Origin of the sequence: Kitasatospora sp. GP82 (genome assembly GCF_029892105.1) — a bacterium.
GTDB lineage: Bacteria > Actinomycetota > Actinomycetes > Streptomycetales > Streptomycetaceae > Kitasatospora.
Map to the genome: position 1 here is coordinate 61,617 of NZ_JARZAJ010000009.1, position 26,791 is coordinate 88,407.

The window sequence follows — 26,791 nt, forward strand, 5'->3', positions numbered from 1 at the left end:
CGGTGTTCCCGGAGGTGTCGGCCGTGGGTATCAGTACGGTGCGGGGTCGCACGGTGGAAGGAGCGGCTGATGGGTGGCGTCGGCCGGACGGGCGCGTGGGCGGTGGACCGGGGCGTGCGCTGGACGGAGCGTCCGGTGCCCGGGATGGGGCCGTACGCGGTCGAGCTGGCGGTCGAGGTGTGCGGGGTGTGCCGGACGGATCTGCATCTCGTCGAGGGAGATCTGCCGACGCACCTGCCCCAGTGCACGCCCGGCCACGAGATCGTCGGCCGGGTGGTCGGGACCGGAGCCGCCGTGGTGGGTCTGGCCCCGGGGGACCGGGTGGGGGTCGCCTGGCTGGCGCGGACCTGCGGGGTGTGCCGGTACTGCAGGTCCGGGCGGGAGAACCTCTGCCCGCACTCGCGCTACACGGGCTGGGACCTGCACGGCGGGTACGCGGACCTCGTGGTGGCCGACAGCCGTTACGTCTACCGGCTGCCGGCGGGAATCTCCGACGAGGAGTGCGCGCCGCTGCTGTGTGCGGGCATCATCGGGTACCGCGCACTCGTACGGGCCGAGTTGCCGCCCGGCGGCAGGCTGGGGATCTACGGCTTCGGCGCCTCCGCGCACCTGACCGCACAGCTGGCGCTGGCCCGGGGTGCCACCCTCCACGTCTTCACCCGGTCCAAGGCGGCGCAGCGGCTGGCTCTGGAGCTGGGGGCGGCATCCGTGCAGGGCGCCTGTGCGGACTCGCCCGAACCGTTGGACGCGGCGATCCTGTTCGCTCCGGTCGGCGAGCTGGTGCCGGTCGCGCTCGGAGCGCTGGACCGGGGCGGGACGCTGGCCGTCGCGGGGATCCACCTCACGGATGTTCCCGCGCTCGACTACCAGCGGGCGCTGTTCCAGGAGCGCACGCTGCGCAGCGTCACCGCGAACACCCGGGCGGACGGCCGGGCCTATCTGGCGGAGGTGGCCGCGCGCCCGCCGGTGGTGAGCCTCCAGCGGTACGCGATGGCGCAGGCCGCAGAGGCGCTGGCGGATCTCGCGGCCGACCGGGTCACGGGTGCGGCGGTGCTGGTCAACGGCGAAGGGCCGACGGCGAAGGGGTGAGCCCGGCCGTCGGGGCAGGTCAGACGGCCGAGTTGTAGCGCTCCAGGTAGGCGGCGAGCTGGGCGATGTCCGCGTCGTCCCAGTCGGCGAGGCGGTCGAGGAAGGCGATGCGGCGCTGTTCGTGGGCCTCGCGCATGGCCTTGAGGCCGGCGGGGGAGGGCCGCAGGATCTGGCCGCGGTGGTCGTCCGGGTCGGTCTCGCGAACCAGGTAGCCGAGCTTCTCCAGGGCGCCTGCCTGTCGGCTGACGGTCGACTTGTCGAGCATGAAGTAGGCGGCGAGGTCGGCGCCCCGGCAGCCGCCGCGCTCGGTCATCAGATCGAGCATGCTGAAGGCGACCAGCGACAGGTCGGGGTGCAGCTCGGTGGCCCGGCTGCGGGCGCGCCGGGCGAAGGCGGTGAGCTCCCGCTGGATCGACCTGAGGGCCTCGTCACGGGAGGTGCTTGGGGCTTTCTCGTTCATGGTTGTATAGTACATCCACATAGGTTGTATTTACCAACCTATCTCTGGGTTGTATTGACCAACCGATCTGCCTGCCTGTCGCCGATCACCGACGGGAGGACCGCTCTGCCACCGCCATGAGAAGGGCTGCACGGACCATGACCGCATCCCCGGGAACCGCAACAGCCGACCCCACCGCCGCACACGCCGCCCCGAGCCTGCGGCGCAGCCTCCAGCACCTCGCCGTGCACCTGCTCACCCCGCTGCTGATGTGCCTGGGCATGGCCCTGGCCTACCAGGGCGCCTTCCACCAGCCGGAGCCGCACCACCTCAAGGTGGCCGTGGTCGGCACCACGCCCAAGGCGCAGATCCTGGCGCAGACCGTCAAGGACAAGGCAGGTGACGCCCTCGACGTCATCACCCTGCCCGACCGCCAGTCGGCCGAGCAGCAGCTCCGCGACCGGAACCTGGTCGGCGCCTTCGTCCCGAACGCCCAGCACCCCGAGCTGCTCGTCGCCAAGGCGAACTCCGACACCTCCGCGATGGCCGCCGAGGCGGTGTTCCAGACCGTCGCCACGCAACAGGGCGTGCCGCTCGCCGTCACCGATGTGACGCCGCTCGCCGCCGGTGACCCGACCGGTCAGGGGATCTTCTTCCTGCTGGTCGCGCTGAGCATCGGTTCCTACGGCAGTGTGGCCGTCATCGGTGCGGCGGGCGCGGCGCTCGGCATGCGCATGCGCGGTCTGGTCGGCCTGGCGACCTCGCTCGTCGTCAGCGTGATCGGTATCGCCACGGCAGGGCCGCTGTTCCACATCGTCGATCACGACCGGGCCGCCGTCTGGGCGCTGGCCTGGCTCTACTCGGCCGGCATCATCGCGATCGGCACCGGGCTGCACACCTTCCTCAAGCGCTGGACCACGCTGACGCTGATGGTCCTGTTCGTGATGCTCAACTTCACCACCTCCGGCGGGATCTACCGCCCGGAGCTGCAGAACGGCTTCTTCGGCGCGCTGCACTCGTTCTGGAACGGCGCCGGGTTCGTGGAGGGCGCGCGAAGCATCCTCTACTTCGACGGCGGCGCGGGTCTCGGCGGCCGGGTGTTCACTCTGGTGCTCTGGTTCGTGGCGGGTCTGGCCGTGCTGGCCGTCGCGGGCGGGTACGAGCGGCGGCAGCGTACGGCGTCGCTCCCGGTGGCGGTGCTGGCCGTCGAGGCTGCGGCCGTCGAGGAGAGGGCCGCAGCGGAGGGGGCCGAGGAGCTCGCCGAGGAGGAGATGGAGGAGGCCGTCGGGGTCTGACGGTCCGCCGGTCCGCCGGTTCGGCGGGTCGCCGGGTCGCCGGGTCGCCGGGTCGGCACACAGGCTGGCGCCGGATGCGCGGACGGCCATGTACTGCCCGGGGGCGCGGGGTTCTCCCCGCACCCCCGGGCGTGGTGCCGTGCTAGCCGAGTGGCAGGCGGGCGACCAGCAGGGCCCCGCGATCGGAGGGTTCGGCGGTCAGGGTGCCGCCGTGGTGGGTGGTGATGTCGCGGGCGATGGCGAGGCCGAGGCCCGTACCGCCGTGGTCGCGGCTGCGCGCGTCGTCGAGGCGGGTGAAGCGCTCGAAGACCCGGGTGCGGTCGGCGTCCGGGATACCGGGCCCGTCGTCGCGTACCTCCAGGACGGCGGTGCGCCCGTCGGGGGCGGTGCGGAGCACCAGCTGGATCTGCGCCTCGGCATGGCGCTGGGCGTTGTCGAGCAGGTTGGTGAGCAGCCGGGTCAGCCAACTCCGGTTGCCGACGACACAGATGTCGGGCTGCAGGGCGGTGTCGATGGCAAGGCGGTCGCCGTGGCGGGCGGCGACCGCGGAGCGGCAGAGTTCGCTGAGGTCCAGGGGCCGGCTCTTGACCGGGTCGGCGGCGTCCAGCCGGGCCAGCAGCAGCAGGTCGGCGGCCAGGTCCTGGAGCCGGACGGTGTCTTCGAGCGCGTCCTTGACCAGATCCGGCCAGAGCGCCGGGTCCGGGTGGGCGGTGGCGACCTCAAGTTGCGTACGCAGCACGGTGATCGGGCTGCGGAGCTCGTGCGAGGCGTCTGCGATGAACTGGCGCTGGCGGGCACCCGCCTCCTCCAGCCGGTCGAGGGTGGCGTTCATCGTCCGGGCCAGGCGGGCGATCTCGTCCTCGGCGGCCGGGACGGGGACCCGGCGGTGCAGGCGGTGTTCGGTGATGTCGGCCACCTCGGCGCGGATCGCCTCCACCGGGCGCAGCGCCCGGCCCGCGACCCACCAGGTGACCCAGGCCACGGTGGCGAGCAGCAGCGGTACGCCGACGGCGAGCGCGGCCTTGGTGATCTCGTCGGCCGCGTCGGCCTGGCGCAGTGAGGTGCCGGCGTAGACGGTGAGGGTGCCGCCCGGGGTGTGGGTGGAGACGGCGACGAGGCGCTGGTCGTGGTCGTCGTCGACGGACACGCCGGACCAGGTGGTGCGGACCGTGCCGTCCGCCGGGCGGAGGTCGGCGACGGGCGGCTTGCCCGCCAGGTTCTGGCTGGCGGCCACCACCCGGCCGTGAGCGTCCACGGCCTGGATGAAGTCGGCGCCGTGCGCCAGCGGTACCAGGTCGGGGAGCCGGCCCTGTGCGGCCAGCTGGGCCACCGTGTCGGCCTGTTGGGCGGCGGCGTTCTCGGCGTTGTGGCTGAGGTTGGCGTGCAGGATGCCGAGCAGGGCCAAGGAGGCCGCGCCGAGCGCGCCGGCCACCACGGCGGTCGCGCCGACGGTGGCCCTCGCGCGTACGGAGTCGGGCCACAGCCGACGCAGCCGCCGCAGGGCGCGTACGCGCAGACGGGCGGCCGGGGTGCGCGGGTGGTCGCTAGCCACCGTCGGCCGCCAGGCGGTAGCCCGCACCGCGGATGGTCTCCAGCGCCGAGCGTCCGAAGGCCGTGTCGATCTTGCGGCGGACGGCGCTCACATGCACCTCGACGAGGTTGAGGTCGGCCTCGAAGGCCGAGTCCCAGACCTGGTCGAGGATCTCGCGCTTGGAAACCACCTCTCCCGCTCGCCGGGCGAGGTACTCCAGTACGGCGAACTCCCTTGCGGTGAGGCGTACTTCGGTTCCGCTCCGAGTGCAGGAGCGGCGCGCAGGATCGATCGCCAGGTCGCCGAGGGCGAGCGTCTGGGGGAGTCGACGGCCGGTGCGGCGGTGCAGGGCGCGCAGCCGGGCGACCAGGACGACGTACGAGAACGGTTTGGAGAGGTAGTCGTCGGCGCCCGTGTCCAGGGCCTCCGCCTCGTCGTACTCGCCGTCCTTGGCGGTGAGCATCAGGATCGGGGTCTCGTTCCCGGCCGCGCGCAGCCGGGCGCAGACGCGGTAGCCGTTGAGCCCCGGCAGCATGATGTCGAGCACGATGACGTCGTAGTCGTGCTCGATGGCCAGCCAGAGCCCCTGGTTCCCGTCGTGGGCGACGTCCACGGTGAACCCCTCGGCCTGCAGACCCCGTTGCAGGGCCTGGGCCAGCCGTTTCTCGTCCTCGACCACCAGTACACGCACGGGGTCCAGGGTCGCACACCGTCCCGTGGGCGACTGAAGCCGTCTTCAGTTTGCTTCAGGCTGGCTTCAGCAAGGCGTGGCCATGCTGAGCGCAGCGCGGCCGGCACAGGTCCGGCAGCCGTGAGGAGGAACGCCAGAATGTCCCAGCCTGTCTCCCCGGAGCCGTTCGAGGCCGCAGAGCCGCATCCGTTCGAGGGTGCCGAGCCCGCCGCAGACGCTGCTTCGAGCCCCGCCGTCGAGGCCAAGGCGTCGCTCCGGAACCGGTACCTGCGCCTGCCGAAGCGGCGCCGTCCCCGCCTGGTGGCGCTGGGCGCGGCCGTGGTCGTCCTCGGCGTCGGGGCCGTCGGTGCCGCCGCGGTCGTCCACCACGGCATGGAGCACGAGGGAGGCCGCCACGGGCACTTCGCCGCCGGGGAGGGTCACGACGGCGAGTACGGCCGCGACGGCCAGGGCAAGGCCGGGCTCGGCGAGGGCGGCGGCCGCTCGCACGGGCACGGTCGCACCAGCGAGGGTGACGGTGAGAACGGGACCGGCTCCGGCGAGGCCGCTCTCGCCCCCGCTCCCGTCCCGGCCTTCCCCGCAGACCAGGCCCTCGCCAAGGCCGTCGCCGCTGTCCCCGGTGGCAAGGCGGACGCCGTGCGCGTCGTCGGCCAGCAGGGCGGCGGCAGCGCCTGGGCGGTCGAGGTCATCGGTGCCGACGGCGTGCGCCACCTGGTGACCGTGGACGGAACCGCCGGTTCGGTGACCGGTAACTCCGTCCTCTCCTCGGCAGCGGACAACGGCTGACCTGCCGATCCGCCCTTGCCGCCCGAGCGCTCCCGACACGGAGCCCTCGGCGGCCCAAGGACTCCCGGTGAGCAGTACCGGGAGGGGCACCCGGCCCGGTCACACCCCCCGTGAGCGGTTCCCCGGCCGCCACGGCGGGCCGGGTGCCCGTCACCGCTGCGTAAGACCGACCGGCAATAGGGGGCGCGACGCCGCGGGCCCTTGCCGGTCGGTCTAAGTTGGGTAACCCATCAGGGCGGGGCATCCCAGGGGCGTGCAACTGGCTCCGGGCTCCTGGACAGTGCAACCGACTCCGGTGGGCGCCTACTGGCGGAGCGTCCGAGCCCGTTGTGCCCCGGGTCAGTTCAGCCCGGTGGCGGGCAGCACGAGCACCGCGTCCCCGACCGGCCGCTCGCCGCTCGGGTCGGACGGCGTGTTGACCAGTCCTTGGCCGGCGTACATGGCCGAGGAGCCGCCGCCGTCCAGGTTCATCGCCTCGACGGCGCCGAGTGCGCGCAGCACCTTGGCCTCCTCCTCCAGGGTGAGGCCCTGGCTGCGGCCGGGGAGGCGGCCGTCGGCCTGGAGCAGGATGATCCGGCCGTTCCTGTCCGTACCGATCGCGGTGCGCGGATTGCGGCGGATGCCCCAGCCGTAGAAGAAGGACGGGTCGCCCGGGTGGACGAGGCCGTCGGCGACGGGCCGGATGTCGGCGACGCCTCGGGACAGCAGCCTGGGCCCGCCGTTGACGACGGAGTCGTCCGGTCCGAACCGGACCTCTCGCCCCTGCCGGTCGGTCACCGTGCTCTCCAGGCCGATGTGCCGACCGGCCCGGAGGCTGCGGGCAAGCCAGTCGGCCTCGGTGCCGATGGCCTGTACGACCGAGTCCCCGGCCGGGACCGGCCTGCCGTCGCGCGGGCCGACGGACACCACCGTCCCGGCCGGGTCGACGACCGCCTGCACACCCGGTCCGGCCGGGGGAGCGGAGCCGTACTCGGGAGTGAGCACGGCGCTCTCGTTCGGGTTGGTGCAGACGGAGTCCATCAGGGGTGCGCTGGTGGGCCGATCGCCGGGGCGGCCACCGCAGTTGGGGATCAGACCCGGAGTGCGGTTGAGTCCTGCCACGGTGTGGACGCCGTTCTGCTGGCGCAGTTTCAGCACCGTGGTGAGTTCGGCGAACTCCACCCGACGCCCGCCGTCGCGAAGGATCGCGGCGATCCGGCCGTTGGTCGCCTCGCTCAGGAGCTTCCCGTGCTCGACCACCACGCCGATCGACTGGCCCGGTTCGCCGTCGGCCGGGTCCATGATGAAGTAGCCGCCGTTGACCGCCGCCAATGCTTCTGCGGAGGAAGCGAGTTGGGAAGTGGTCCGACGTCCGGTCTGACTGCCGCCGTGGGATTCCTCGATCCTTCCCTCGAAGCGGTGCGGGTCGATCACCAACTCGCGCAGTACCCACGGGCCGTCGACCTGGGTGCGCTCGCCGCCGGTGAAGGTGCTGACGCCCTTGAAACCGAGCGCCTTCAGCCGGGCGGCGGCCGCGTTCGCCGAGGCCGGATCGCGGAAGCTGCCGATCTGCACCACGAAGCCCTGGGAACCGGCCGGGAAGTCGCGGTACGCGGGACTTTTCTCCTCGACCAGCTTCGGCATGTAACCGGCCTTGGTGAGCCTGGCCGCGACGGCCGTGGCCTTCGCCCTGCTGCCCAGGACGGAGGCCGGGGCGTCCGGGTCGGGCGAGGGCGGCAGTTGGCCGGTGGGGATCGCCACGTTCACCGTCCAGTGGTCGCCGGGCGAGACCCGTCCCCGGACGATGGTGGTCAGGGTGACGCCCTCGGCCAGCGTCCGTGTCGTACGCGTCTCCGGCAGAGTGGCCGACCCCAGTGGCAGTCCCGTGGCGGCGACCCGGTCGGCGTCGGCCGCACCCATGGTGAACGGCGCTACGACCGCGAGCAGTCCGGCGAGCGCGGCCGCGCGGGGCCGGGTGGAAATCGGCATCGCTGTCCCCTCCAGTGGCGGTCGGTCGAAGCCGCCGTGCCGTCCGTCCCACGCCGGCCGTTCCGCCTGACCGCAGCCTGACGCTGCGCCCGCCCGCCCGCCACCACGGACGGGTGAACGGCGCGACAGCGTTCGGTGCCCGTTGTCGGTACGGCGCGTTGTGCGGCCGCGCGGGCGCGTGGGGGTGCGGCCTTGGGGCCTGTGCCCGGGTGACCGACAGCGAGTGGCAGGTCCTGTGCTCAGGCGTGTACACACGGTGGTGTGCCCGGGGCGGGCGTATTGATGCGGAGCTCGGTGGTCCGGTATGCCGGGTGCGGTCGGGCGGCCGGCGGGGATGCACTGTCAAAGTCTGACAATGCATCAATGATCCTCCGGACTAACGGAGTTGGATCGTCCGTGTGCAGGCCGAGCGATCACGATGGAGGGCCTTGCAGGAGTCATTCGCCCAAGATAGATTCTGAAACCGCGGGTTTCGCGAAGGATGTCTCCGTCCTGGCGCCGTCTCTGGTACCGCCGGGGCCGCCTATATCCATCTGTGATCAATCTGACCCTCCAACGCCCGGGTGATCTCCGGATGTTGACAGTGGGGAGGGAGAGCAGGATGTCCGCCAACGTGCGGCCGGATCCGTTCAGCGGCCGGATTCAGGGTATGCCGAGCAATCTGCTGCACGAAGCGGTGCTTGAACCGCAGTTCCGATTCGAGGCGGAGTTTCTGCTGAGGTGGTACGTCGCCATCGAAAAGGTGCTCGCGGTCGAGTACCACCGGCAGGGCCTCGTCACCGCCCCCCAGCTCGCCGAGCTCGGCCGGGCGCTCGACGGGGCCGGCGCGAGTCTGCAGACCGCCGACCCGCTCGCCAATATGTCCGACATCGCCTTCGCCCTGGAGCGCCAGGTGGAGGGCGCACTGACCGAACCCGTCCCGGCCTGGCACATCGACCGCAGCCGGAACGATCTCCAGGCGTGTGCCCAGCTGCTCTTCGGTCTGAGCCGTGCGCTGGACACGGTCGAGGCGCTGCTCGAATTCGCCTCCGCCGTCCAGCGCCTGGCCGCGAAGGCCGTCGACATCCCGATGCCCGGGTACACCCACTTCCAGGCGGCCCAGGTGATGACCCCCGGCTTCTACCTGGCGGCGGTGTCCGACCACGCCCTGCACTCCGCCCGCCGCCTGCTCGCCTGCTACGACGGCAACAACCTCTCCCCGCTGGGCGCGGGCGCGATGGCCGGCCAGGACCTGCCCTGGGACCGGGAGGCGATGGCCGCCCTGCTCGGCTTCGAAGGGCCCAGGCCGCATGCCCTGACCTCGGTGGCCTCGCGTCGCTGGGCCTGCGAGCTGACGGCCGAACTGTCGCTCTTCGGCGTGGAGTTGAGCAGGTTCTGCACCGACCTGCTGACCTGGGGCAGCAGCGAGTACGGGTTCATCGACCTGCCCGACGAGCTGAGCGGGATCTCCTCGGCGATGCCGCAGAAGAAGAACTTCCCCGTGCTGGAACGGATCCGCGGCAAGTCGGCCCATCTGAGCAGCTTCCATCTCGATCTGCTGATGGGCCAGCGGAACACGCCGTACCAGAACCTGGTCGAGGTCTCCAAGGAGTCGACGACACACCTGCGGACCGCCTTCGACACAGCAGAAACGCTTCTGCGCCTGTGCACGGCGGTCTTCGACAACCTGCGCTTCAGCGAGGAGCGCATGCTGGCCGCCTGCGAGAGCGAGTACCTCGGCGGCTTCACCCTGGCCAACCTGCTCACCCTGCACGCCAAGGTGCCCTGGCGGCGCAGCCAGGTGCTGGCCGGCCGCTACATCGTGGCGGCGACGGCGGAAGGCCGCCGGCCGGCCGAGGTGGCACCGGAGTTGCTGCGGGAGCTGCTGGCCGAGGCGGGCTTCGCGGCGGATGATCCGGCGGCCCTGCTGCGCGAGGCTTTCGACGTCGAGCGCGGTGTGCGGGGCAAGCGGACCGCAGGCTCGGTCAGCCCGGACTCGGTCGCCGAGCTGCTGCGCGCGCAGAACGAGGAGTCCCAGGCCCTCGCGGCCGAGTGGCAGGCGCGCTGCGAGCGCCGACGGCAGGCCCTGCTGGCCCTCGACGGTGCCCTCGGAGCCTCGACATGACGGAGCGGCAGCCGATCGGGGTCGGGGTGGCACACGGGACCTTCGGCGAGCTGCTGCAGGGCGTCCTGCCCAACGGTCTGGACTTCCTGGTCACCCTGCCGATCACCGACCGGTCCATCGCCACCTTCCAGCCGCTGCCCGACCGCTTCGAGGTCGAGGTGTACCCGCCCTCCAAGCGCAAGTCGCGCCGGCTGGCCGAGGAGTTGCTCCGGGCGTACGCGCGGCCGGTCGGCGGGCGGCTCCAGCTGATCAGCAGCCTCTCCGAGGGCAAGGGCTTCGCCAGCTCCTCCGCCGATCTGGTCGCCACCGCCCGGGCGGTGGGCCAGGCGTACAACATCGACCTGGACGAGGAGGAGGTCGAGTCCTTCCTCCGGGAGATCGAGCCGACCGACGGGGTGATGTATCCGGACACCGTGGCCTTCTACCACCGCGAGGTCCGGCTGCGTGAACGCCTGGGATTTCTGCCGGAGCTGACGATCGTCGCCCATGACGAGGGCGGAGAGGTGGACACCGTCGCGTTCAACCGGCTGCCCAAGCCGTTCGACCACCACGAGAGACGGCACTACGCCGATCTGCTGGAGGAACTGACCCGAGCGATCCGAGACGGTGATCTACCAGCGGTCGGCGCGGTGTCCACGCGCAGCGCGGAGCTGAATGCCAAGCTGCGGCCGAGAGCGGGCTTCGAGGAATTGCTGCAAATAGCCCGCGAGGTGGCCGGATTCGGGCTGATCCTCGCCCACAGCGGTACCACGCTGGGCATTCTGCTGGACGGTTCCGACTCCGAGGCGGCGGAGAAGATCGCATACGTTCGCAAGTCCTGCCGCCCGCTCGGCGGAAGTGTGTCCACCTACCGAACGCTGGGAAAGGCAGGAGTCCATGCGCTTTGAGAGCATCACCGACCTGATCGGGCACACCCCCCTCGTCAGGCTGGCCGTCGACAGCGCACCGGACGTCCGGGTGTACGCCAAGCTCGAACTGCAGAATCCGTACGGCATGAAGGACCGGGTGGCGCAGAACATCATCCTCAGGGCGCGGCAGAGCGGGGAGCTCTTACCTGGCGCGCCGATCGTGGAGAGTTCCTCGGGCACGATGGCGCTCGGGGTCGCCCTGGTGGGCGCGGCGCTCGGCCACGAGGTACACATCGTCACCGACCCCCGGATCGACAGGGTCACACTGGCCAAACTGCGCGCCCTCGGCTGCCGGTTGCACATCGTGGAGACGATGACCTCGCACGGCTGGCAGAGCGCCCGCCTGGAATGCCTGCAGAAGCTGCTGACCGATCTGCCGGGCGCCTTCTGGCCCCAGCAGTACACCAACCCCGACAACCCGGCCGCCTACCGCAGGCTGGCCGAGGAGCTGATCGCCGACCTCGGGCACATCGACCTCCTGGTCGGCTCGGTCGGCAGCGGCGGATCGCTCTGCGGCAGCAGCCGAGCCCTGCGCGCCGCGCTCCCGGATCTCCGGGTGCTGGGCGTGGACTGCGTCGGCAGCGTCCTCTTCGACCAGCCGGACCGGCCCGGGCGGCTGCAGAGCGGACTCGGCAACAGCCTGCTGCCGAAGAACCTGGACCGCCGTCTGATCGACGAGATCCACTGGCTGAACGACCACGAGGCCTTCGCCGCCACCCGCCGACTCGCCGCCGAGCAGCAGATCTTCGGCGGCAACACCTCGGGCTCCGTCTACCGGGTGCTCCGCTGGGCCGCCGAACGCGCCGCACCCGGCAGCACCCTGGTCGGCATCCTCCCCGACCGCGGGGACCGGTACGCGGAGACGGTCTTCGACGACGAGCACTGGCAGGAGAAGGGCCTCGCCGCACTGCCCGTCGCCGCCTCGCCGCGGTTGGTCGGGTACGGCACCACTGTCGAGAGCTGGTCCAGGGCCGTGAACCGGGGCGCCGAGAGCAGTCGGCAGTACCTGCTGCTCGTGGAGTCCAACACCACGGGAACGGGCATGCTCGCGCTGCACCGGACCCGCGAACTAGGCCTGGTGCCGGTGCTTTTGACGAGTGCACCGGAGCGGTACGCGGGTCTCGCCGAGGCCGGCTGCGAGGTGCTGCTGTGCGAGACCAACCGGCTGGTCGAGGTCCGTGCCGCGATCCTGGACCGGTTCCGGCGCGAGGAGCTGGCCGGGGTCGCGACGACCAGCGAGTTCTACGTCCCCGCCGTCGCGGAGCTGACGGCCTGGCTCGGCCTGGCCGGCAACCCCGCGCAGGCCGTTGCCACCTGCCGGGAGAAGGGGGCGCTGCGCGAGGCGCTGGCCGCGGCCGGCGTCCACCAGCCGCGGTTCGCCTTCCTGGCCGAGGGGTTCGGACCGCAGGACGTACGCGCGGCCGTCGAGGCGGTCGGTCTGCCGTGCGTGGTCAAGCCCGTGGACGACTCGGGATCGAACGGGGTGCTGCGCTGCGAGAGTGCCGAAGAGGTCGGCCGGCAGGCCGAGTCGATCCTCGCCCCGGTCACCAACGGCCGGGGGCTTCCCACCGCGCGCCGGGTCCTGGTCGAGGAGTACCTGGACGGCCCCGAGCTGAGCGTCGAACTCTTCGGCGCCGACCACCTGCTGGGGATCACGGACAAGCAGGTGACGGGCGAGCCCTACTTCGTGGAGACCCGGCACCTCTTCCCCGCCGAGCTCGCCCCGCCGCTCGCCGAGCAGATCACGGACACCGTCCGCCGGGCGGTGGCCGCCGCCGGACTCGTCCTGGGCGCGAGCCACACCGAAGTGAAGCTCACCCCGGACGGACCGGCGATCATCGAGATCAACCCGCGGCTGGCCGGCGGCATGATCCCCGAGCTGATCCGCCTGGCCACCGGCGTCGAACCACTCGAGCAGCAGCTCCGGGCGGCCGGTGGCCTGCCCGCCGAGCTGGAGCCGAGCCTGCACCGGCACGCCGGAATCCGCTTCCTCACCGCCGGGTACCCCGGCGTGCTGGACAGGATCACCGGCTGCGAGGAGGCCCGTGCCGTGCCGGGAATCGCCCAGGTGACCATCACCGCCAAGGCCGGTTCCGACGTCACCCCGGCCCGCAACGCCTACGACCGACTGGGCTACCTGATCGCCCACGGCGACCGCCAGGAAGACGTCCTGGCCGCCCTTGACGAGGCGGAACGCCGTCTCACCATCGCCATCTCCCGGAGGACGTCATGACTTTCGACGCAAGCGACCGCGACGTGGCCGCCAAGGGGCTCTGGAACGACCACTACGGCGCCACCCAGCAGCAGGGCAACACCAACCTCTGGGGCGACCCGCCCGTGCCCTACGCGGCGACCGCCGCCCGCCTGTTCGCCGACCACGGGGCCTTCGTCGTCCTCGACCTGCCCTGCGGCGACGGCCGGAACCTGCCGCCGCTGACGGTCGGCGCGCCCGTGGTCGTCGGTGCCGACACCTCGCGCAAGGCACTGGACTTCGCCGCGACCGTGGTCGAGAAGGCCGGCGAGCGCAACAACGTCGTCCTGCTGGAACTGGACGCCGTCTCCACCGGCCTGCCGAGCGGCTCGGTGGACGGCATCCTCTGCTGGGACCTGCTCGGGCACCTGGAGCACCCCGAGCCGGCCCTGCACGAGCTGCACCGGATCCTCCGCCCCGGCGGCCACCTGGTCGCCAACATGTGGACGATGAACGACTGCCAGGTCACCGACCCCAACATCCGGCACATCGAGGACAAGAAGTACATCGACCACTTCGACTACTACTGCCGGTTCTACGACCGGCCCGACCTCGACGCGCTGCTCGACTCGGTCGGCATGGCGGCCAAGTCCGTGGAGACCCAACGCTGGTGGGAGCCGCCGCACGTCGGCTACCGCGACTACGAGCACGAGCACGAGAGCCTGATCTTCGTGGTGCAGAAATGACCGTGCTCGCGGTCGTCGGCTGCGGTCCCCGCGGTCTCAACCTGCTCGAACGGCTGGTCAGCCGCTGGCGCACCGGAACGGTCCATGTGATCGAGCCGAACGAGCTCGGCAGTGGGCTGCACCGCCCCGACCAGCCCGACTACCTGCTGCTCAACACCGTGGCCGCCCAGCTGACCGCCTTCGTCGACCCGCAGATGGTGCAGGGCGGCGGCGTCAGGGGCCCCTCGCTGTACGAGTGGCTGACGGCACGAGGGGTCAAGGTCGCCTCCAACACCGGCGAACTCGCACCGGTGAGAGAGTCCGACTACCTGCCGCGCGCCCTGCTGGGGCAGTACCTGGAGTGGGCCGCGCAGCAGATCCTCGCCGTGGCCCCGGCGGGCCTAGAGATCCTGCACCACCGGGCAACAGCCTTGAGTGTCACACGAGTTGACGGACGGGAGAACATCCGGCTGTCCGACGGCACCAGCCTGCACGCCGACCACGTGGTCCTGACCGTGGGGCACACCGGAGTCCCGGCACCCGCCGCCCCGGACCCGGCGGCCGACCCCCGGCGCTGGATAGCGACGCCGTACCCGCTCCCCGACGCGGTCGGGACCGTCCCGCCCGGCGCCACCGTCGGCCTGCTCGGCGCCGGCCTGACCGCGACCGACCTGCTGGCGGCCCTGACCGTCGGACGCGGCGGCCGGTACGAGCCTGCGCCCGGCGGCCTGCGCTACCTGCCGAGCGGCGCCGAACCTCACATCGTGCTGTCCAACAGGTTCGGCGTCCCTCCGAGGGCCCGCCCGAGGGCGTACGACAGAACGAGCCCGCTGCCGACCGCCTTCCTGGACAGGGAGACGATCGACGGGCTGCGCCGACTCACCACGGACGGTCGCCTGGACTTCGCGCAGGACGTGCTGCCGCTGTTCGTGGCCGAGGCCAGGTACCGGTACCGGGCCATGGGCGGCGAGGGCGAACTGGACGTCCTGTCGAACGGGGTGCCCGAGCCCGCCCTGACGAACCATCAGGAGTACGCCGCGTGGTGCCGGGCCGCGGTCCGGGAGGACCTGGCCGAGGCGCAGCGCGGACTGGACTCCAGCCCGGCCAAGAACGCCCTCGAAGTCTTCCGGGACTACCGGGAGCTGCTCCGCGACATCGTCGGCGCACCCGGTCTGAGCGCCGACTCGCTGGCCGACTTCTTCGGGCGGATCACCGCGCTCTCCAACCGGACCGTCACCGGTCCGCACCTGGAACGGCACGAGGAACTGCTGGCCCTGATCGAGGCCGAGGTGGTGCGCTTCGGCCCCGGGCCCGACCCGTCCGCGACCTGGGACGAGAACCGGCACGAGTGGGTGATCGCGTCCACCCGCCTGCGCACGGCCGCGCAGCTGCGATCGGACTATCTGGTGGCGGCCTACTCGCGGTCTCCGACAGCCCAGTCGTCGTCCAATCCGGTACTCGTCAGCCTGGCCGGCGAGAATCGGCTGAGGTCGATGTGGGCGGGTGGCCTGGAACTGGGCATTATGGTCGATTCGGATGACCACCTGATAAACGGAATCGGCGAGGTGGAATCGTCGATTTCCGCCTTCGGTCCGACGACCGAAGGGTCAAGTTATTACAATCACTACATAACGTCTCCCGGGCTTCCCATGCGCGTTCTGGCGGCAATGGATCGTGTCGTGACGATGCTGGCGTGAGACGGGCCGTCGAGGATCCCGTGCGCTTTGGTGATGGTATGGCGAAACTCCGAACGGCATGCTCACCGTCGTGCTAGCTTGGGTCCATGTCAGTCGAATTTCATGGCCACACCCATCGGTTGGACTGGGCCGATCCGACGGTTCGTGAGTGGGACTGCACCGTGGTGTGGTCCGACCCGGCCGATCCGGAGGCCGGGATCGTGTTGGACAGGTCGGCTTTCTACCCGGGGGGTGGCGGCCAGCCGCCGGACTACGGTGTCCTGCTCTGGCAAGGGGTGACCACCAGGATCATCGGCACTCGAAAGGGTGACGACTTCTTTCTGCTCCCTGCCCCCGGTGACCCGATCCCGTCGGCCGGCACAGCGGTCCGCGGCGCTCTCGACGACGTCAGGCGCAGCACCCTGATGCGGACGCACTCCGCGCTGCACGTGCTGTGCGGGACGGTATTCCGGGATTTCGGCGTCCTGGTCACCGGCGGCAATATGGAGCCGGGCGAGGCCCGAATGGACTTCAATCTCCCGGAGGTTCCGCCGGGCTTCAAGCAGCTGATCGAGGATACCGTCAACAAGGAGATCCTGAACGACCGCAGGATTGATGTGAGGGTGCTCTCCAAGGAAGCGGCCTATGCCATTCCCGGTCTGGTCAGGACGCAGGGGGCGGCCCCGCCCGACACCCCGGAACTGCGGATTGTGGAAATCGTCGGCCTGGATGTGCAGGCGGATGGCGGCACCCATGTCGCGTCCACCGGCCAGATCGGCCGGATCGAGGTGACCAAGGTGGAGAACAAGGGAAAGCAGAACCGCAGGGTGCGGATCAGGCTGGCAGACTAAGAGATGACCATGGAATCAGTAGTCGACTGGCCAAGGCAGCGTGCCTCGGTCATCCGAGACGCGGTCGGCGTCGGTCTGGCGGTCGGCGCGCTCGGGATTTCCTTCGGTGCATTGAGCGCGGTATTCGGCCTGTCGCTGGTCGAGACCTCCGCATTATCACTGCTCATGTTCAGCGGGGCGTCGCAGTTCGCTTTCATCGGCGTGATCGGGGCGGGGGGCAATCCACTGGCCGGGGCCGCGGTCGCCGCTCTGCTCGGATCACGCAACGCCCTGTACGGACTGAACCTGTCCGCCCTGCTCGGCGTGCACGGCCCGCGCCGCGCACTGGCCGCCCATCTGGTCCTCGACGAGAGCTCGGCGATGGCCATCGGCCGCAGAGACGACCGCTCGGCACGGCTGGCGTTCTGGGCCACCGGTGCCTCGGTGTTCGTGCTCTGGAACCTCGCCACCCTGTTCGGCGCCTGGGGGGCCGCCGCCCTCCCCGATCCCAGCGCCCTCGGGCTGGACGTCGCGTCCCCGGCCGCCTTCATCGCCCTGCTCGCGCCACGAGTCCGGTCCCGCGGGCCCTGGGTCGTGGCCCTCGCGGCCGGCGCCGTCGCCCTGGCCGCCGTCCCGTTCGTCCCCATCGGAACTCCCGCCCTGGTGGCGGCAGTCGGGATCGCGCTCGTCATCGGACTGCTGCCGGAGGTGGCCGACTGATGTGGCTCGGGCTCCTGCTGGGCGCGCTCGCCTGCTACGGACTCAAGCTGGCGGGTCTGTCCGTTCCCCGGCGCGTACTGGAGAACAACCGGGTCAGACGGATCTCCGCACTGCTGCCCGTGGCCCTGCTGGCGGCCCTGATCGCCATTCAGACCTTCTCCAGCAGCCATCGGTTGACTCTCGACGCCCGGTCGGCGGGTGTGCTGGCGGCCTTCACCGCGGTCCTGCTCCGCGCACCGTTCCTGGTGGTGGTGCTGGTCGCCGCGGCCACGACCGCGCTGGTGCGGCACTTCGTGTAGGGCCCCGACCGATCGAGCGCGGAGTCCTGGGCCTGCGGGGCGTCGACCATGACGCGGGTGGCGAGGACATCTCCACAGGGGGTGTTGGAACCGAAGAGGCACTGCTCGGGAAGTACCCGGGCGGCCATCCGGACGGCGAACACCTGAAGCGCGCTGGACAGGTCGATATAGAGATTGGGGCGTTCGAGAGCGAGGTCGACCAGCTCCATCCAGTTGAGCCCGCCGAACGCCCCGACGATCACCGGCACCTGCGGGAAGCGCGCGGCCAGGGCTGCGTAGGTCCGCAGATCGCCCACGGTGTTCGGTGCGAATCCGTGTACCAGCACGGGCAGACCGCCATGGTCGGCACTGACCGCCAGGGCGGGTTCGATCGCCCGGGCCCGGTCGGGCGCAGGGGTCAGTTCCCCGATGCCGACGATCCCCGGCCGGCTGAGCTGCTCGTCCAGCCAGGCGCCCGTCGCCCGGCTGTCGAGGCCCAGTGGGACGGAGGCGAAGCCGACCAGCTCCTCGGGGTGGGCATCGAGTGCTTCCCGCAGCTCGGTCACCGCCGCACGGTAGTCCTCACGCGGGGACTGTTCCCCGGCGATGACGGAGCCCAGGCGGGCGAACTCGGCCCGCAGGCCGTCGAGCGTCTGCTGCCGTGCTTCGCCGATGACGGCCGGCTCACCCCTTGCGAGACGGCACGCGAGCGGCTGCGCAGTCAGATCGAGGCCATCGACCGCTCGATGGCGACCATGCGCGAGACCCGGGCGATGCTGGTCGCCGCGCTCGGTCGGCCGGACGAACGGGCCGACCTCCACGAGGAGTTGGCGAAGTTCGACTGAGTGACTCCGGGTCGGCCGTACGTCGGCTCCAGGTCGGGCGCGTCCGGGTGGGCGCCGAGGCCCGCTGAGGGTGTCCGGGGCTGAGCCTCCGGGATCCGGCGGGCCGGGCCGGCTGTTTGCCGGCCCGGCCCGCCTTCCCGATGCAGCGTCAGCCCGACGAGGCCGAGTGTTCCCGGGCCACCGAGTCGAGGGCGTCGGTCAGGGCCGTCAGGCCCTCGTCGGCCTCGTCCTCGGTCAGGGTGAGCGGTGGGGCCATCCGCAGGGTGTTGCCGTAGAGGCCGCCCTTGCCGATCAGCAGGCCGCGCCTTCTGGTCTCCTCCATTACGGCGGTGGCGAGCGGCGGGCTGGGCCGTCCGCTCGCCGGGTCGACGAGGTCGACGGCGAACATCAGGCCCTTGCCCCGCACCGCGCCGACGACGGGGAGCTTCTCGGCCGCCGTGCGGAGAGCGGCGATCAGTCGGCTGCCGACCCGGTGCGCGTTGGCCTGGAGATCGTGTTCCAGCAGGTAGTCGAGGGTGGCGTTCGCGGCAGTGGTCGCCAGCGGGTTGCCGCCGAACGTCGAGACGCCGTTCGCGGGCAGGCCGTCCAGCAGTTCGCCCCGCGCCACGACGCCGCCGATCGCGAGACCGTTCCCCATTCCCTTGGCGAAGGTCATGATGTCGGGTGTCACGCCGTGGGCCTCGATACCCCAGAACGTCTCGCCGGTACGGCCCCAGCCGGTCTGGACCTCGTCCGAGATCAGCAGGATCCCGTGCTCGTCCAGGACCTGCTTGAACTCCCGGAAGAGACCGTCGGGCACGGCGGTGAACCCGCCGACGCCCTGCACCGGTTCGGCGAGCAGACAGGCGACGTCGGTGGCGGTGGCCGTGGCGAGGCACCTGCGCAGGTCCTCGACGCAGAACCGGGCGTACTCCTCCTCGGAGAGCTGCGGGAACTGCTCGCGGTCCGTGCCGTGCAGGTAGTGCACATTCAGCGGAGAGAGCGAGGAGTTCTTCCAGCTCCGGTTCCCGGTCACGGCGGAGGCCGCGTACGAGCGGCCGTGGTAGCTGTTGCGCAGCGCGAGTACCTGGTCGGAACGGCGGGCGTGGGTCGCCAGCAACAGGGCCGTCTCATTGGCCTCCGTACCGGAGTTGGTGAAGAACACCTTCGCGTCCGGGATCCCGGAGAGCCGGGCCACCTTCTCCGCCAGCTCAACCTGGGAGCGGATCAGATACAGCGTCGAGGTGTGGACGATGCCCGTCCGCAGCTGACGCTCGACGGCCTCGCGCACCTCGGGGATGTCGTAGCCGAGCATATTGGTGAGGATGCCGCCGAAGAAGTCGAGGTAGCTCACCCCGGCTGCATCCCGGACGCGGCGGCCCTGGCCGCTCACGATCTCCAACGGGCTGTCGTAGTACAGGGCCAACCAGGCTGGCAGGACTGCGCGATGCCGATCCAACAGTTCCGACATATCAGGTCTCGCTCTCCTCTCGGGTGGGCGAACTGGCTGATCGTCCGCACCCCGGCACCCCCGCACCGCATCGCGCGGGGAGTCCGGAGCGGTACAGCGGCGGTGGCCTCGCACCCGGTGGCGCGGCCTCAGGCCACGCCGCGATGTTACCCGCATCACATCGCCGTCGCCGTGGACATCGACGCATCGGACGCTGGGGGAGACCACTGGCCACCACGGGCAGACTCCTGACGGCCAGGAGCGACCCGGCCGATGACCTGTGCAGGGCCGATGGGATGCTGCGCGCCAAAGCGCCGCGCGGACGTACCGCGGCGATGAGTTGGAGGAACCGGCCTGAGTGCCGCCGCCGCCGAGATCGTGTCCGTCGCTCCGCTGCCGGCGGTGCCGGCCTTCGCCGTTGCAGGCGTGGGAACGGACCAGCTCCCAGCTCCCGGTGGTGGGATTCCTCGTGGCAATTCTGGGCGCTCTCCCAACTCTGCGCCGAGAACGGGCTGTTCGCCGCCCCTGGGTATGCGGTCGCGCGGGTCTGCGCCGGACGCCCGGGCCGACTGCTCGGGGGAGTGTTCGCGGTGCCGTCCTCGCTGCCCGAGCCTCAGACAGTCGGCCCTCCGCCAGGCTGCGGCCATCGGCAATGCAGCACGTTTGGAAAGCGTGTTGGGGGCAACCCCTCACGAGTTCGAATCTCGTATCCTCCGCAGCTAGAAGGCTCGCACCGTTCGAACGGTGCGGGCCTTCTGCGTTCGCAGTCTCATCTGTAGTCTCAACAGCCCCGATCAGGCGGCTTCGGAGTCGCCCCCGTCGGCGTCCTTGGCCACCTGCCAGATGAGTCCGCCCACGCGCTCGACAACATCCTTGAGGATGCCGCCCGTGACGTGCTGGTAGCGGGCGGCCATGGCGGTGGACGACCAGCCCATGATCTGCATCACCACCCGCTCGGGGACACCGAGGATCAGCAGCATCAGGCGGGTCTTGGTGTTGGTGGACTCGATCAGGCCGTTGGACAGCTTCTCGACGATCGCGTGGAGGATGGCCTCGTAGTGGCGCTTGATCTTGCATGCCGGATCGGCGACGGTCGGAAGACGGCACCGGACGGCCCAGGACAGCCACCGGTCCAGGGCCTTCACCGCTGCGTCGACGCCTTCGGCGGCAGCGATCCGGTAGATCGTGCGTAGGCCCTCCTTCAGCAGATAGGCGCGGTGCAGGCGAGGGTCGTTGGTCGCGATCCAGGCGAGTTTGACCTGCTGGCGGGGCGTGAGGTCCTCAGGGTTCTTCCACAACGCGTGGCGTGAGTGCTTGAGGCGGCGGGCGAGTTCGGGGTCGGCCGCCTCGCGCCGGGCCCGGTTCCATGCGGAGCGGCGTTCCTCGTCCAGGGCTTCGGTGGCCCAGGCCACGACGTGGAACGGGTCCATGGCCCGGACCCGCGTTCGGAGCTCGCTCGGCGACCACGTCGGCGGTCCACTCCGCGCCATCGGCACTGATGTGGGTGAGCCTGTGGGAGCGGTCGGTGCCGAGCGCGTCGAAGAAGGAGCGGAGCACGTCCTTGCCGTGACCGTCGGCCACCCACACGGCGTGCCGCGAAACCGGCGCTTGCGTCCCGCGTGCGGGAGTGCGGCGGTCCCGGCCAGGACGGTGATGGCCGGGACCGCCGTACCCTGTGCCTCACAGCATGACCACGCTGATGGCGGAGCGGGCAAGCAGACGGGCAGAGATCAGCCGAGGCTGACCACGAACGTGCCCTTGGCCGAGGCAGGGTTGTACTTCTCGTTGCCGGCGTAGTTGACCATGTAGCCGCTGCTGGCGGCTTCTGCCATCAACTGCACATCGAGGATGTTCGAACCGCTGTCGAGCCTTGCCTCACCCATGCGATTGGTTGTCGCCTGGCCGAAATCCTCACCCGAGCTGGCGACGCTGAACGTGATCAGCTCACCGCCGATTCCCATGTTCGTCTCCGCGTCGCGGAGTTCGGCAACCATGCTGCCGTGTGCCGCACCGACGAGGCTTCCCTTCACCGCCTTCGCACTGAGCAGCGGGTTTTTCCCATACTTGCTCTTTGTCATCGAAAACTCCTTTGCCGTCATGCGCCGAGGCTTCTCTGGGCATCCATTTCACCAGTATCCGCCCGGCCCTGTTTTTCGGAGTGCCCGAATACGTAATATTCCTACGAACACCCGCATCTCCAGAACTACTGCCTCGAGTCGCCATGGCCGGACAATGTCACTCAAACGGTGGCGTGTCCAACCAGGGCCCAACTGCACGGTAACGGTCATTTATCGAACAGAACAGCGGCAAGAGTCGCACCGAAGACAGCCAACTCGAAGACCGTTCGGAACAGCGCCCCGGCGTCGAGGACCACAGGTCTGACATGCCCACGATTTGGTGATATTGTCCGCCGTCGCCTTCCGGATCCCCGATCATGCTCGGGAATCCCACTCAGGAGGATGGCAATGACGGTCCGAGCCGGCTGATGCATGGAGGGGCCATCGCTACGTCAATCCGTGCACGGATAGTCCGGCGAAGTGCGACTTCTCCGTCCCAATCCGGCACGGAGGCATGCCAGTGTCCTGTCGGTCATCCCGACCGATCTGCACTGGCAACCCGACCAGGACGCTGGCAACCGTGCCGCCGCGATCGTCGCGGAGCTGGCGTGCGGCACGCCCGACGGCGTCGACGTCGAGATCGACGTCACATGGCACGACGGGCTCACGGTCGTCGACTGCGGCGAGAACCTGGAGAGGATCGGCTGTCCGCACTGCGGCGCGTCGATCGACACCGAGTGGTGGGCGGACCTACTGGAAGCACACTGCGAGGACGGCTTCGCCACCCTGGCGATCGAGCTCCCGTGTTGCGACACCGAGTCGTCACTCGATGCGCTGGAGTACGACTGGCCCCGCGGATTCGCCCGCTTCGAGATCGCCGTCTGGAACCCCGACCGCATCTGGTTCACCGACGAGGAGTTGACCAGGCTCGCGGACGTGCTCGGGCACCCCGTGCGCCAGGTCCGGGCTCACCTCTGACATCCACCCGCCGGCTGCCGGATCAACGTGACCAAGCCGGCCTCACGCGATCAAGCTCGCATACTCTCGCTGGCATCTACTTGAGCCGCCCAACGCAGAGGAACCCACGTGAGCTTGGACGTAGCCGCCTTCCTGCCGACCGCCCAGACCTGGACCCCGCCCGAGCCCACCACTCCCCGGCTCACCGACGCCGAGCGCCGCATCGCCCTGGAAGCCGGTACCGGCCTGGACGCCCTGCGCCTGCTGTCTCCGCCACCGGGGAATCCCTACCTCGGCGGCGGCACCTGGGCAGGACTCTTCGACGAGTTGGGCACGACGCTGCCGCGCGAGTACGTGACCCTCATGAACCTGTACGGCGCCGGCTGCTGGAGCGGCTGGCTGCGCTTCTTCACCCCGCTGCGCACCGGCGAACGGCGCTACCTTCAGCACGTCGAGTCGACCACCGACGGGTACCGGCAGCTCAAGGGCAACCACCCCCAGTGGTATCCGCTCGCCACCTGGCCCGAGCCCGGCGGGTTCCTCCCGTTCGCCAACTCCATCGACGGCGACCAACTCGGCTGGCTCACCGAAGGAGGCGACCCCGACAACTGGCCCCTGATCGTCTGGCCACGCCACGCAGACCAGGGACCGCCCCTGGAGCAGGGTCTGATCGACACTCTCCTGACCTGGCAGCGCGGCACCTTCAGCACCGAAGGGCTGGCCGCGCTGGATGAGGGACGACGACCCATCGAGTTCGCCGGCTTCCGCCTCTGGGACGACAGCGCCCACTGGTAGGCCGCCCACGCCAACTCCACCACACGATGACGTTCCATCAGTCGACGGTGAGCACCAACTTCCGCGTGGTCCTCCCGGTTTCACCGAGCTCGTGGGCCTTGGCGGCGTCCGCCAACGGGAAGACGGCGTCGACGTGGACCTTCAGCTTGCCGGTCTCGACCAACTCCGTGATGGCCAACAGCGCTCGCCGGTCGGGCTCGACCAGCATGAAGCCCGAGCGAATGGAGCGCGCGGCCGCGGCCGAGGCGAGCGCCTCGGTCTCGCGGGCCGGGAGGGTGATCAACGTGCCACCGTTCCGCAGCACCGACAGCGAGCGCTCCTGGTAGTCCCCGGCGATCGGGTCGATCACCACATCCACATCGGAGACCATCGAGGCGAAGTCGGCCGCCGTGTAGTCGATCACCTCGTCCGCACCCAGCCCCCGCACGAACTCGTGCTTGCCCGCGCTGGCCGTGCCGATGACGTACGCGCCGTACGCCTTGGCGACCTGCACCGCCAGGTGCCCCACGCCACCTGCCGCGGCGTGCACCAGGACTCGCTGCCCCTCCTGCAGGGCCGCCATGTCCACCAGGGCCTGCCAGGCCGTAAGCGCGGCCAGCGGCAGGGCCGCCGCCTGCACGTGGTCGAGTCCGGCCGGCTTGGGGGCGAAGTGGCGTGCCGGAGCGGCCACGTACTGCGCATAGCCGCCGACCATCCGCGGAAAGCCCGGCATGCCGTACACCTCGTCACCCGGCCGGAAGAGCGTCACGCCGAGGCCGGCGGTCTCCACCACACCCGAGACGTCCCACCCCACGATGCCATCACCAGGTCGGCCGGTGCGCACCAGCGAGGACTTCTCGATCGCCGTCGAGCACGACGCGAGCGTGATCGCCACCGCCGACACCTTGATCGTGGCGGCCATCGATGATCCGATCGGCGGCAGCGACCCGCTCCCCGAGCCGGTCGCTGCCGCTCTGGGCCGGCTCCGGCCCGGCACCCGCCTGGTGTCGATCTGCACGGCCTCCTTCGTCCTCGCCGCCGCCGGGCTGCTCGACGGCCGGCCCGCCGCGCCCCACTCGCGGCCCAGGTGCTTGGGACCACTGCCGCCGTCACCGCCGTGGGCGCCGACAAGTCTGCGTGGAGCGTCGAGCAGCTGTCGGAGTACAACAAGCTCGTCCTCACCACTGACCCGCTGTCCTACGACACCATGAAGACCGCCACATCGCCGACGCCCTGGCCGAAGACAGCGCGGCCGGCCTTCGACAGCGCTCCTTACGCGGCGTCTGCGGCGTCGGTCGCTGTCAGGTGGCGGTGAGAACCAGCACGGCCTGGTCGTCGATGGTGGAATCAGCTGCGAAGGCGGCGACTGCGGCGGTGACGGACTCAATGAGGGTGGTGGCGGTGGGGGACGTAGTCCTAAGCGTGACGAGGGCCTCAGCCAAGCGGTCCTCGCCGAAGAACTCGCCGTCGGCTGAGCGCGCCTCGGTGATGCCGTCGGTGACCAGGACCAGAGCGTCGCCCGGATACAGGTCGATACTGCAAGCGGACCCGTCGGGGTCGGGGCCGATACCCAGGAGCAGGCCTGGATGGGCGAGTTCTTCGACGGTGGCGTCGGCGCGGCGTACGAGTGGGGGTACGTGGCCGGCGCGAATCAGGTTCAGTGCGAGGTGGGATGCGGTGTGCCGCAGTTCGGCGTAGACGAGTGAGACGAAGCAGTCCTCGTCGGCGGTGTTATCTGCCAGAGCGTCGTTGATGGCGGCGACCACCGCCGCCGGGTCGTTCAGGAGACGGGCGGCGGCGCGTGCGGTGTGGCGGACCATGCCGGTAGTGGTGGCGGCCAGAGCACCGCGCCCGCACACGTCACCTATCATGAGCGCCCAGCGGCCGTCGGACAGCGGGAAGACATCGTAGAAGTCGCCACCGACGTCGAGTCCTTCGCCGGCGGGATGGTATGAGGCCGCCAGAGTGGTGCCGGGAATCCTGGGCAACTCGGGAGGCAGCAGGCCTGCCTGCAGATCGCGGGCCAGTTGGACGCGGTCGGTGAACTGGTGGGCATTGTCAGCACTGGACGCGGCCCGGCGGGCGAGCTCCTCGGCTAGGGCGACGATGTGGCTGTCCATCGGCCGGTCAGTATCCAGCAGGGTCAGTACGCCGAAGGTGCCGCCGCGAGTGGCCAGCGGCACGCACGCGTAACCGGTGACGCCGAGCTGTGCAAAGGGGTCGTCCGCACGGGCGCCGAAGTGGCCGGTCTCGGTGGTGCCGGAGGCCAGCACACGAGCAACCGCGTTGTCGAGCTCGGCGCTCAGTTCGGGGGAGGCGAGGGGGCCTGCCTCGGCCCGGGGGGAGGCGGCCACGGCGACCCGCCGGGTCTGGCCACCCTCGACCACGTGGACGGCACACAGTGGGGCCAAGGTCGGCACGGTCAGCCGGGCCAGGCAGCGCAGGCAGTCGAAATAGTGCAGTTCGCGCGTGATGGCGGTGCTGGCGTCCAACACGAAAGCCAAGTCCTCGCGGGCCGCTTTCTCACGCTCCTGGGCGGCACGGCCTGCCTCCACCGCGTGGTGGCGTTCGATGGCCAGGGCGGCGATGCGGGTGAACGCGGCGCTGAGCGCCACGTCCTTGTCCTCTGGGGCCTTGGGGGTGCGGTGGTATATCGCGAAGGTGCCCAGCAGCCGACCGTCCACTCCTTCGATCGGGGTGGACCAGCATGCCGCAACCTCAGCCCGCTTTGCCAGGTCGCGATAGCCCTCCCACCGGGGATCGGTGGCGATGTCGGTGACGATCACTGGCGCGCGCAGGAAGGCGGCCGTGCCGCACGAGCCGACGCCGTCGCCGATGGCGATCCCGTCGACCGCCTCGTTGTAGAAGGCGGGCAGGGTCGGGCCGGTGCCGTGCCGCAGGTGCCGGCCGTCGGGATCGACAAGCAGCACCGAGACGATCATTTCCGGGGACAGGTCCTCGATAGCCCTGGCCATGCCGCTTAGGATCTCGTCCAACGGGGCGTCGCGCGCGATCTGCTCCAGCAGGATGCGCTGCTCGGCGGCCAGGAGCTGGGCATGGTGGTACGCGGTGGTCTCCACCGCGATCACCACCACTCCGTCGACCTGGCCGATCACGTCTCGGCGGGGCTCGTAGGTGAAGTCGAAGAACCCCTCCCGCTCCGCCCCCGGCTCACCGAGCACGAGCCGCCTGTCTTGGGCCCGGTACGCGGTGCCGGTGCGGTACACCGCATCGAGCCGGTCGAGGACGCCCTGCGGAGCCAGTTCCGGAATCAGTTCTCCGATTGGCACGCCGGTACGCCTGCGGTCGACTCCACAGGCCTCGAAGAACGCCGAATTCGCTGCCTCCAGCAGAAGCCTCGGGCCGCTCAGCGCAGCGAAAATCACCGGAGCCTGCCCGAACAGGTCCGCATACTCCTTGCTCCGCCCGTAAGGGGACCCGAGGTGTCTCGTGGCAGAGCCAAGGTGATCAGGCTGTAGGGACATGACAGCTGCCCTC

The 26,791-nt window shown here is 70.5% G+C and carries 23 protein-coding genes and 3 pseudogenes; 16 read left to right on the forward strand and 10 right to left on the reverse strand.

Annotated features, from left to right (window positions below; genetic code table 11):
• Positions 1-69: 69 nt before the first annotated feature.
• On the forward strand, positions 70-1,089 hold the full coding sequence (locus tag P3T39_RS11520) for a zinc-binding alcohol dehydrogenase family protein (RefSeq protein ID WP_280697385.1): 1,020 nt from the start codon (positions 70-72) through the stop codon (positions 1,087-1,089).
• 19 nt (positions 1,090-1,108) lie between these two features.
• Here P3T39_RS11520 and P3T39_RS11525 read toward each other — a convergent pair whose 3' ends face one another.
• Positions 1,109-1,549: a MarR family transcriptional regulator gene (locus P3T39_RS11525; RefSeq protein WP_280697386.1), complete on the reverse strand. Its 441-nt coding sequence runs from the start codon at positions 1,547-1,549 to the stop codon at positions 1,109-1,111.
• 137 nt (positions 1,550-1,686) lie between these two features.
• Here P3T39_RS11525 and P3T39_RS11530 point away from each other — a divergent pair, with 137 nt between their 5' ends.
• Complete coding sequence (locus P3T39_RS11530) at positions 1,687-2,823, forward strand: hypothetical protein (protein WP_280697387.1); 1,137 nt, start codon at positions 1,687-1,689, stop codon at positions 2,821-2,823.
• Between the two features lie 142 nt (positions 2,824-2,965).
• On the opposite strand, the gene P3T39_RS11535 is transcribed toward P3T39_RS11530, so the two are convergent.
• A complete protein-coding gene (locus tag P3T39_RS11535) occupies positions 2,966-4,375 on the reverse strand; it encodes a HAMP domain-containing sensor histidine kinase (RefSeq protein WP_280697388.1) in 1,410 nt (469 codons plus the stop codon).
• A complete protein-coding gene (locus P3T39_RS11540; RefSeq protein ID WP_280697389.1) occupies positions 4,368-5,045 on the reverse strand; it encodes a response regulator transcription factor in 678 nt (225 codons plus the stop codon). Before P3T39_RS11540 ends, P3T39_RS11535 begins: the two co-directional genes overlap by 8 nt.
• A 138-nt stretch (positions 5,046-5,183) precedes the next feature.
• On the opposite strand from P3T39_RS11540, the gene P3T39_RS11545 reads away from it, so the two are divergent.
• Positions 5,184-5,831, forward strand: coding sequence for a hypothetical protein (locus P3T39_RS11545; RefSeq protein ID WP_280697390.1), 648 nt, complete (start codon positions 5,184-5,186; stop codon positions 5,829-5,831).
• Positions 5,832-6,170: 339 nt separating this feature from the next.
• Here the strand turns inward: P3T39_RS11545 and P3T39_RS11550 are convergent, their stop codons facing one another.
• On the reverse strand, positions 6,171-7,799 hold the full coding sequence (locus P3T39_RS11550; RefSeq protein ID WP_280697391.1) for a phosphodiester glycosidase family protein: 1,629 nt from the start codon (positions 7,797-7,799) through the stop codon (positions 6,171-6,173).
• A 601-nt stretch (positions 7,800-8,400) separates the two neighbouring features.
• On the opposite strand from P3T39_RS11550, the gene P3T39_RS11555 reads away from it, so the two are divergent.
• The 8 genes from P3T39_RS11555 (at position 8,401) to P3T39_RS11590 (ending at position 17,252) form a co-directional block, all read left to right on the forward strand.
• A complete protein-coding gene (locus P3T39_RS11555; protein ID WP_280697392.1) occupies positions 8,401-9,903 on the forward strand; it encodes a lyase family protein in 1,503 nt (500 codons plus the stop codon).
• Complete coding sequence (locus tag P3T39_RS11560; protein ID WP_280697393.1) at positions 9,900-10,790, forward strand: kinase; 891 nt, start codon at positions 9,900-9,902, stop codon at positions 10,788-10,790. Before P3T39_RS11555 ends, P3T39_RS11560 begins: the two co-directional genes overlap by 4 nt.
• The gene (locus P3T39_RS11565; RefSeq protein WP_280697394.1) at positions 10,780-13,044 is read left to right on the forward strand and encodes a pyridoxal-phosphate dependent enzyme; all 2,265 of its coding nucleotides are present in this window, start codon (positions 10,780-10,782) and stop codon (positions 13,042-13,044) included. The genes P3T39_RS11560 and P3T39_RS11565 overlap by 11 nt, the downstream gene beginning before the upstream one ends.
• A complete protein-coding gene (locus P3T39_RS11570; RefSeq protein ID WP_280697395.1) occupies positions 13,041-13,748 on the forward strand; it encodes a class I SAM-dependent methyltransferase in 708 nt (235 codons plus the stop codon). The genes P3T39_RS11565 and P3T39_RS11570 overlap by 4 nt, the downstream gene beginning before the upstream one ends.
• Complete coding sequence (locus P3T39_RS11575; RefSeq protein ID WP_280697396.1) at positions 13,745-15,424, forward strand: FAD/NAD(P)-binding protein; 1,680 nt, start codon at positions 13,745-13,747, stop codon at positions 15,422-15,424. Before P3T39_RS11570 ends, P3T39_RS11575 begins: the two co-directional genes overlap by 4 nt.
• A gap of 86 nt (positions 15,425-15,510) precedes the next feature.
• The gene (locus tag P3T39_RS11580; RefSeq protein ID WP_280697398.1) at positions 15,511-16,254 is read left to right on the forward strand and encodes an alanyl-tRNA editing protein; all 744 of its coding nucleotides are present in this window, start codon (positions 15,511-15,513) and stop codon (positions 16,252-16,254) included.
• Between the two features lie 9 nt (positions 16,255-16,263).
• Positions 16,264-16,953 (forward strand): AzlC family ABC transporter permease, encoded by a 690-nt coding sequence (locus P3T39_RS11585; RefSeq protein ID WP_280697399.1) that lies wholly within the window; start codon positions 16,264-16,266, stop codon positions 16,951-16,953.
• Positions 16,953-17,252 carry an AzlD domain-containing protein gene (locus P3T39_RS11590; protein ID WP_280697400.1) on the forward strand — a complete coding sequence of 100 codons (300 nt, stop codon included), beginning with the start codon at positions 16,953-16,955 and terminating at the stop codon, positions 17,250-17,252. The genes P3T39_RS11585 and P3T39_RS11590 overlap by 1 nt, the downstream gene beginning before the upstream one ends.
• Positions 17,253-17,389: 137 nt before the next feature.
• Here the strand turns inward: P3T39_RS11590 and P3T39_RS11595 are convergent.
• Positions 17,390-17,797 (reverse strand): annotated as a pseudogene (locus tag P3T39_RS11595) (amidohydrolase family protein); the annotation flags it as partial.
• On the opposite strand from P3T39_RS11595, the gene P3T39_RS11600 reads away from it, so the two are divergent.
• Positions 17,765-18,076 (forward strand): hypothetical protein, encoded by a 312-nt coding sequence (locus tag P3T39_RS11600; protein ID WP_280697401.1) that lies wholly within the window; start codon positions 17,765-17,767, stop codon positions 18,074-18,076. The pseudogene P3T39_RS11595 and the gene P3T39_RS11600 sit on opposite strands and share 33 nt — an antisense overlap.
• Before the next feature lie 148 nt (positions 18,077-18,224).
• Here the strand turns inward: P3T39_RS11600 and P3T39_RS11605 are convergent, their stop codons facing one another.
• The 3 genes and pseudogenes from P3T39_RS11605 to P3T39_RS11615 all read right to left on the reverse strand — a co-directional run bounded on the left by P3T39_RS11605 (position 18,225) and on the right by P3T39_RS11615 (position 21,583).
• Positions 18,225-19,526, reverse strand: a complete 1,302-nt coding sequence (locus tag P3T39_RS11605) for an aspartate aminotransferase family protein (protein WP_280697402.1) — start codon at positions 19,524-19,526, stop codon at positions 18,225-18,227.
• 773 nt (positions 19,527-20,299) lie between these two features.
• Positions 20,300-21,059, reverse strand: a pseudogene (locus P3T39_RS11610) (transposase); the annotation flags it as partial.
• Between the two features lie 176 nt (positions 21,060-21,235).
• On the reverse strand, positions 21,236-21,583 hold the full coding sequence (locus tag P3T39_RS11615) for a hypothetical protein (protein ID WP_280697403.1): 348 nt from the start codon (positions 21,581-21,583) through the stop codon (positions 21,236-21,238).
• Between the two features lie 459 nt (positions 21,584-22,042).
• Here P3T39_RS11615 and P3T39_RS11620 point away from each other — a divergent pair, with 459 nt between their 5' ends.
• The gene (locus tag P3T39_RS11620; RefSeq protein ID WP_280697404.1) at positions 22,043-22,540 is read left to right on the forward strand and encodes a hypothetical protein; all 498 of its coding nucleotides are present in this window, start codon (positions 22,043-22,045) and stop codon (positions 22,538-22,540) included.
• 108 nt (positions 22,541-22,648) lie between these two features.
• Positions 22,649-23,314 (forward strand): SMI1/KNR4 family protein, encoded by a 666-nt coding sequence (locus P3T39_RS11625; RefSeq protein WP_280697405.1) that lies wholly within the window; start codon positions 22,649-22,651, stop codon positions 23,312-23,314.
• Positions 23,315-23,351: 37 nt separating this feature from the next.
• On the opposite strand, the gene P3T39_RS11630 is transcribed toward P3T39_RS11625, so the two are convergent.
• Positions 23,352-24,215: an NADP-dependent oxidoreductase gene (locus P3T39_RS11630; protein WP_280697406.1), complete on the reverse strand. Its 864-nt coding sequence runs from the start codon at positions 24,213-24,215 to the stop codon at positions 23,352-23,354.
• Here P3T39_RS11630 and P3T39_RS11635 point away from each other — a divergent pair.
• Both P3T39_RS11635 and P3T39_RS11640 read left to right on the forward strand, forming a co-directional pair.
• A pseudogene (locus P3T39_RS11635) lies at positions 24,121-24,360 on the forward strand (AraC family transcriptional regulator); the annotation flags it as partial. The gene P3T39_RS11630 and the pseudogene P3T39_RS11635 sit on opposite strands and share 95 nt — an antisense overlap.
• Before the next feature lie 20 nt (positions 24,361-24,380).
• Positions 24,381-24,608, forward strand: a complete 228-nt coding sequence (locus P3T39_RS11640; RefSeq protein WP_280697516.1) for a hypothetical protein — start codon at positions 24,381-24,383, stop codon at positions 24,606-24,608.
• On the opposite strand, the gene P3T39_RS11645 is transcribed toward P3T39_RS11640, so the two are convergent.
• Positions 24,595-26,778 carry a SpoIIE family protein phosphatase gene (locus tag P3T39_RS11645; RefSeq protein ID WP_280697407.1) on the reverse strand — a complete coding sequence of 728 codons (2,184 nt, stop codon included), beginning with the start codon at positions 26,776-26,778 and terminating at the stop codon, positions 24,595-24,597. The two genes, P3T39_RS11640 and P3T39_RS11645, sit on opposite strands and share 14 nt — an antisense overlap.
• Between the last annotated feature and the right edge of the window lie 13 nt (positions 26,779-26,791).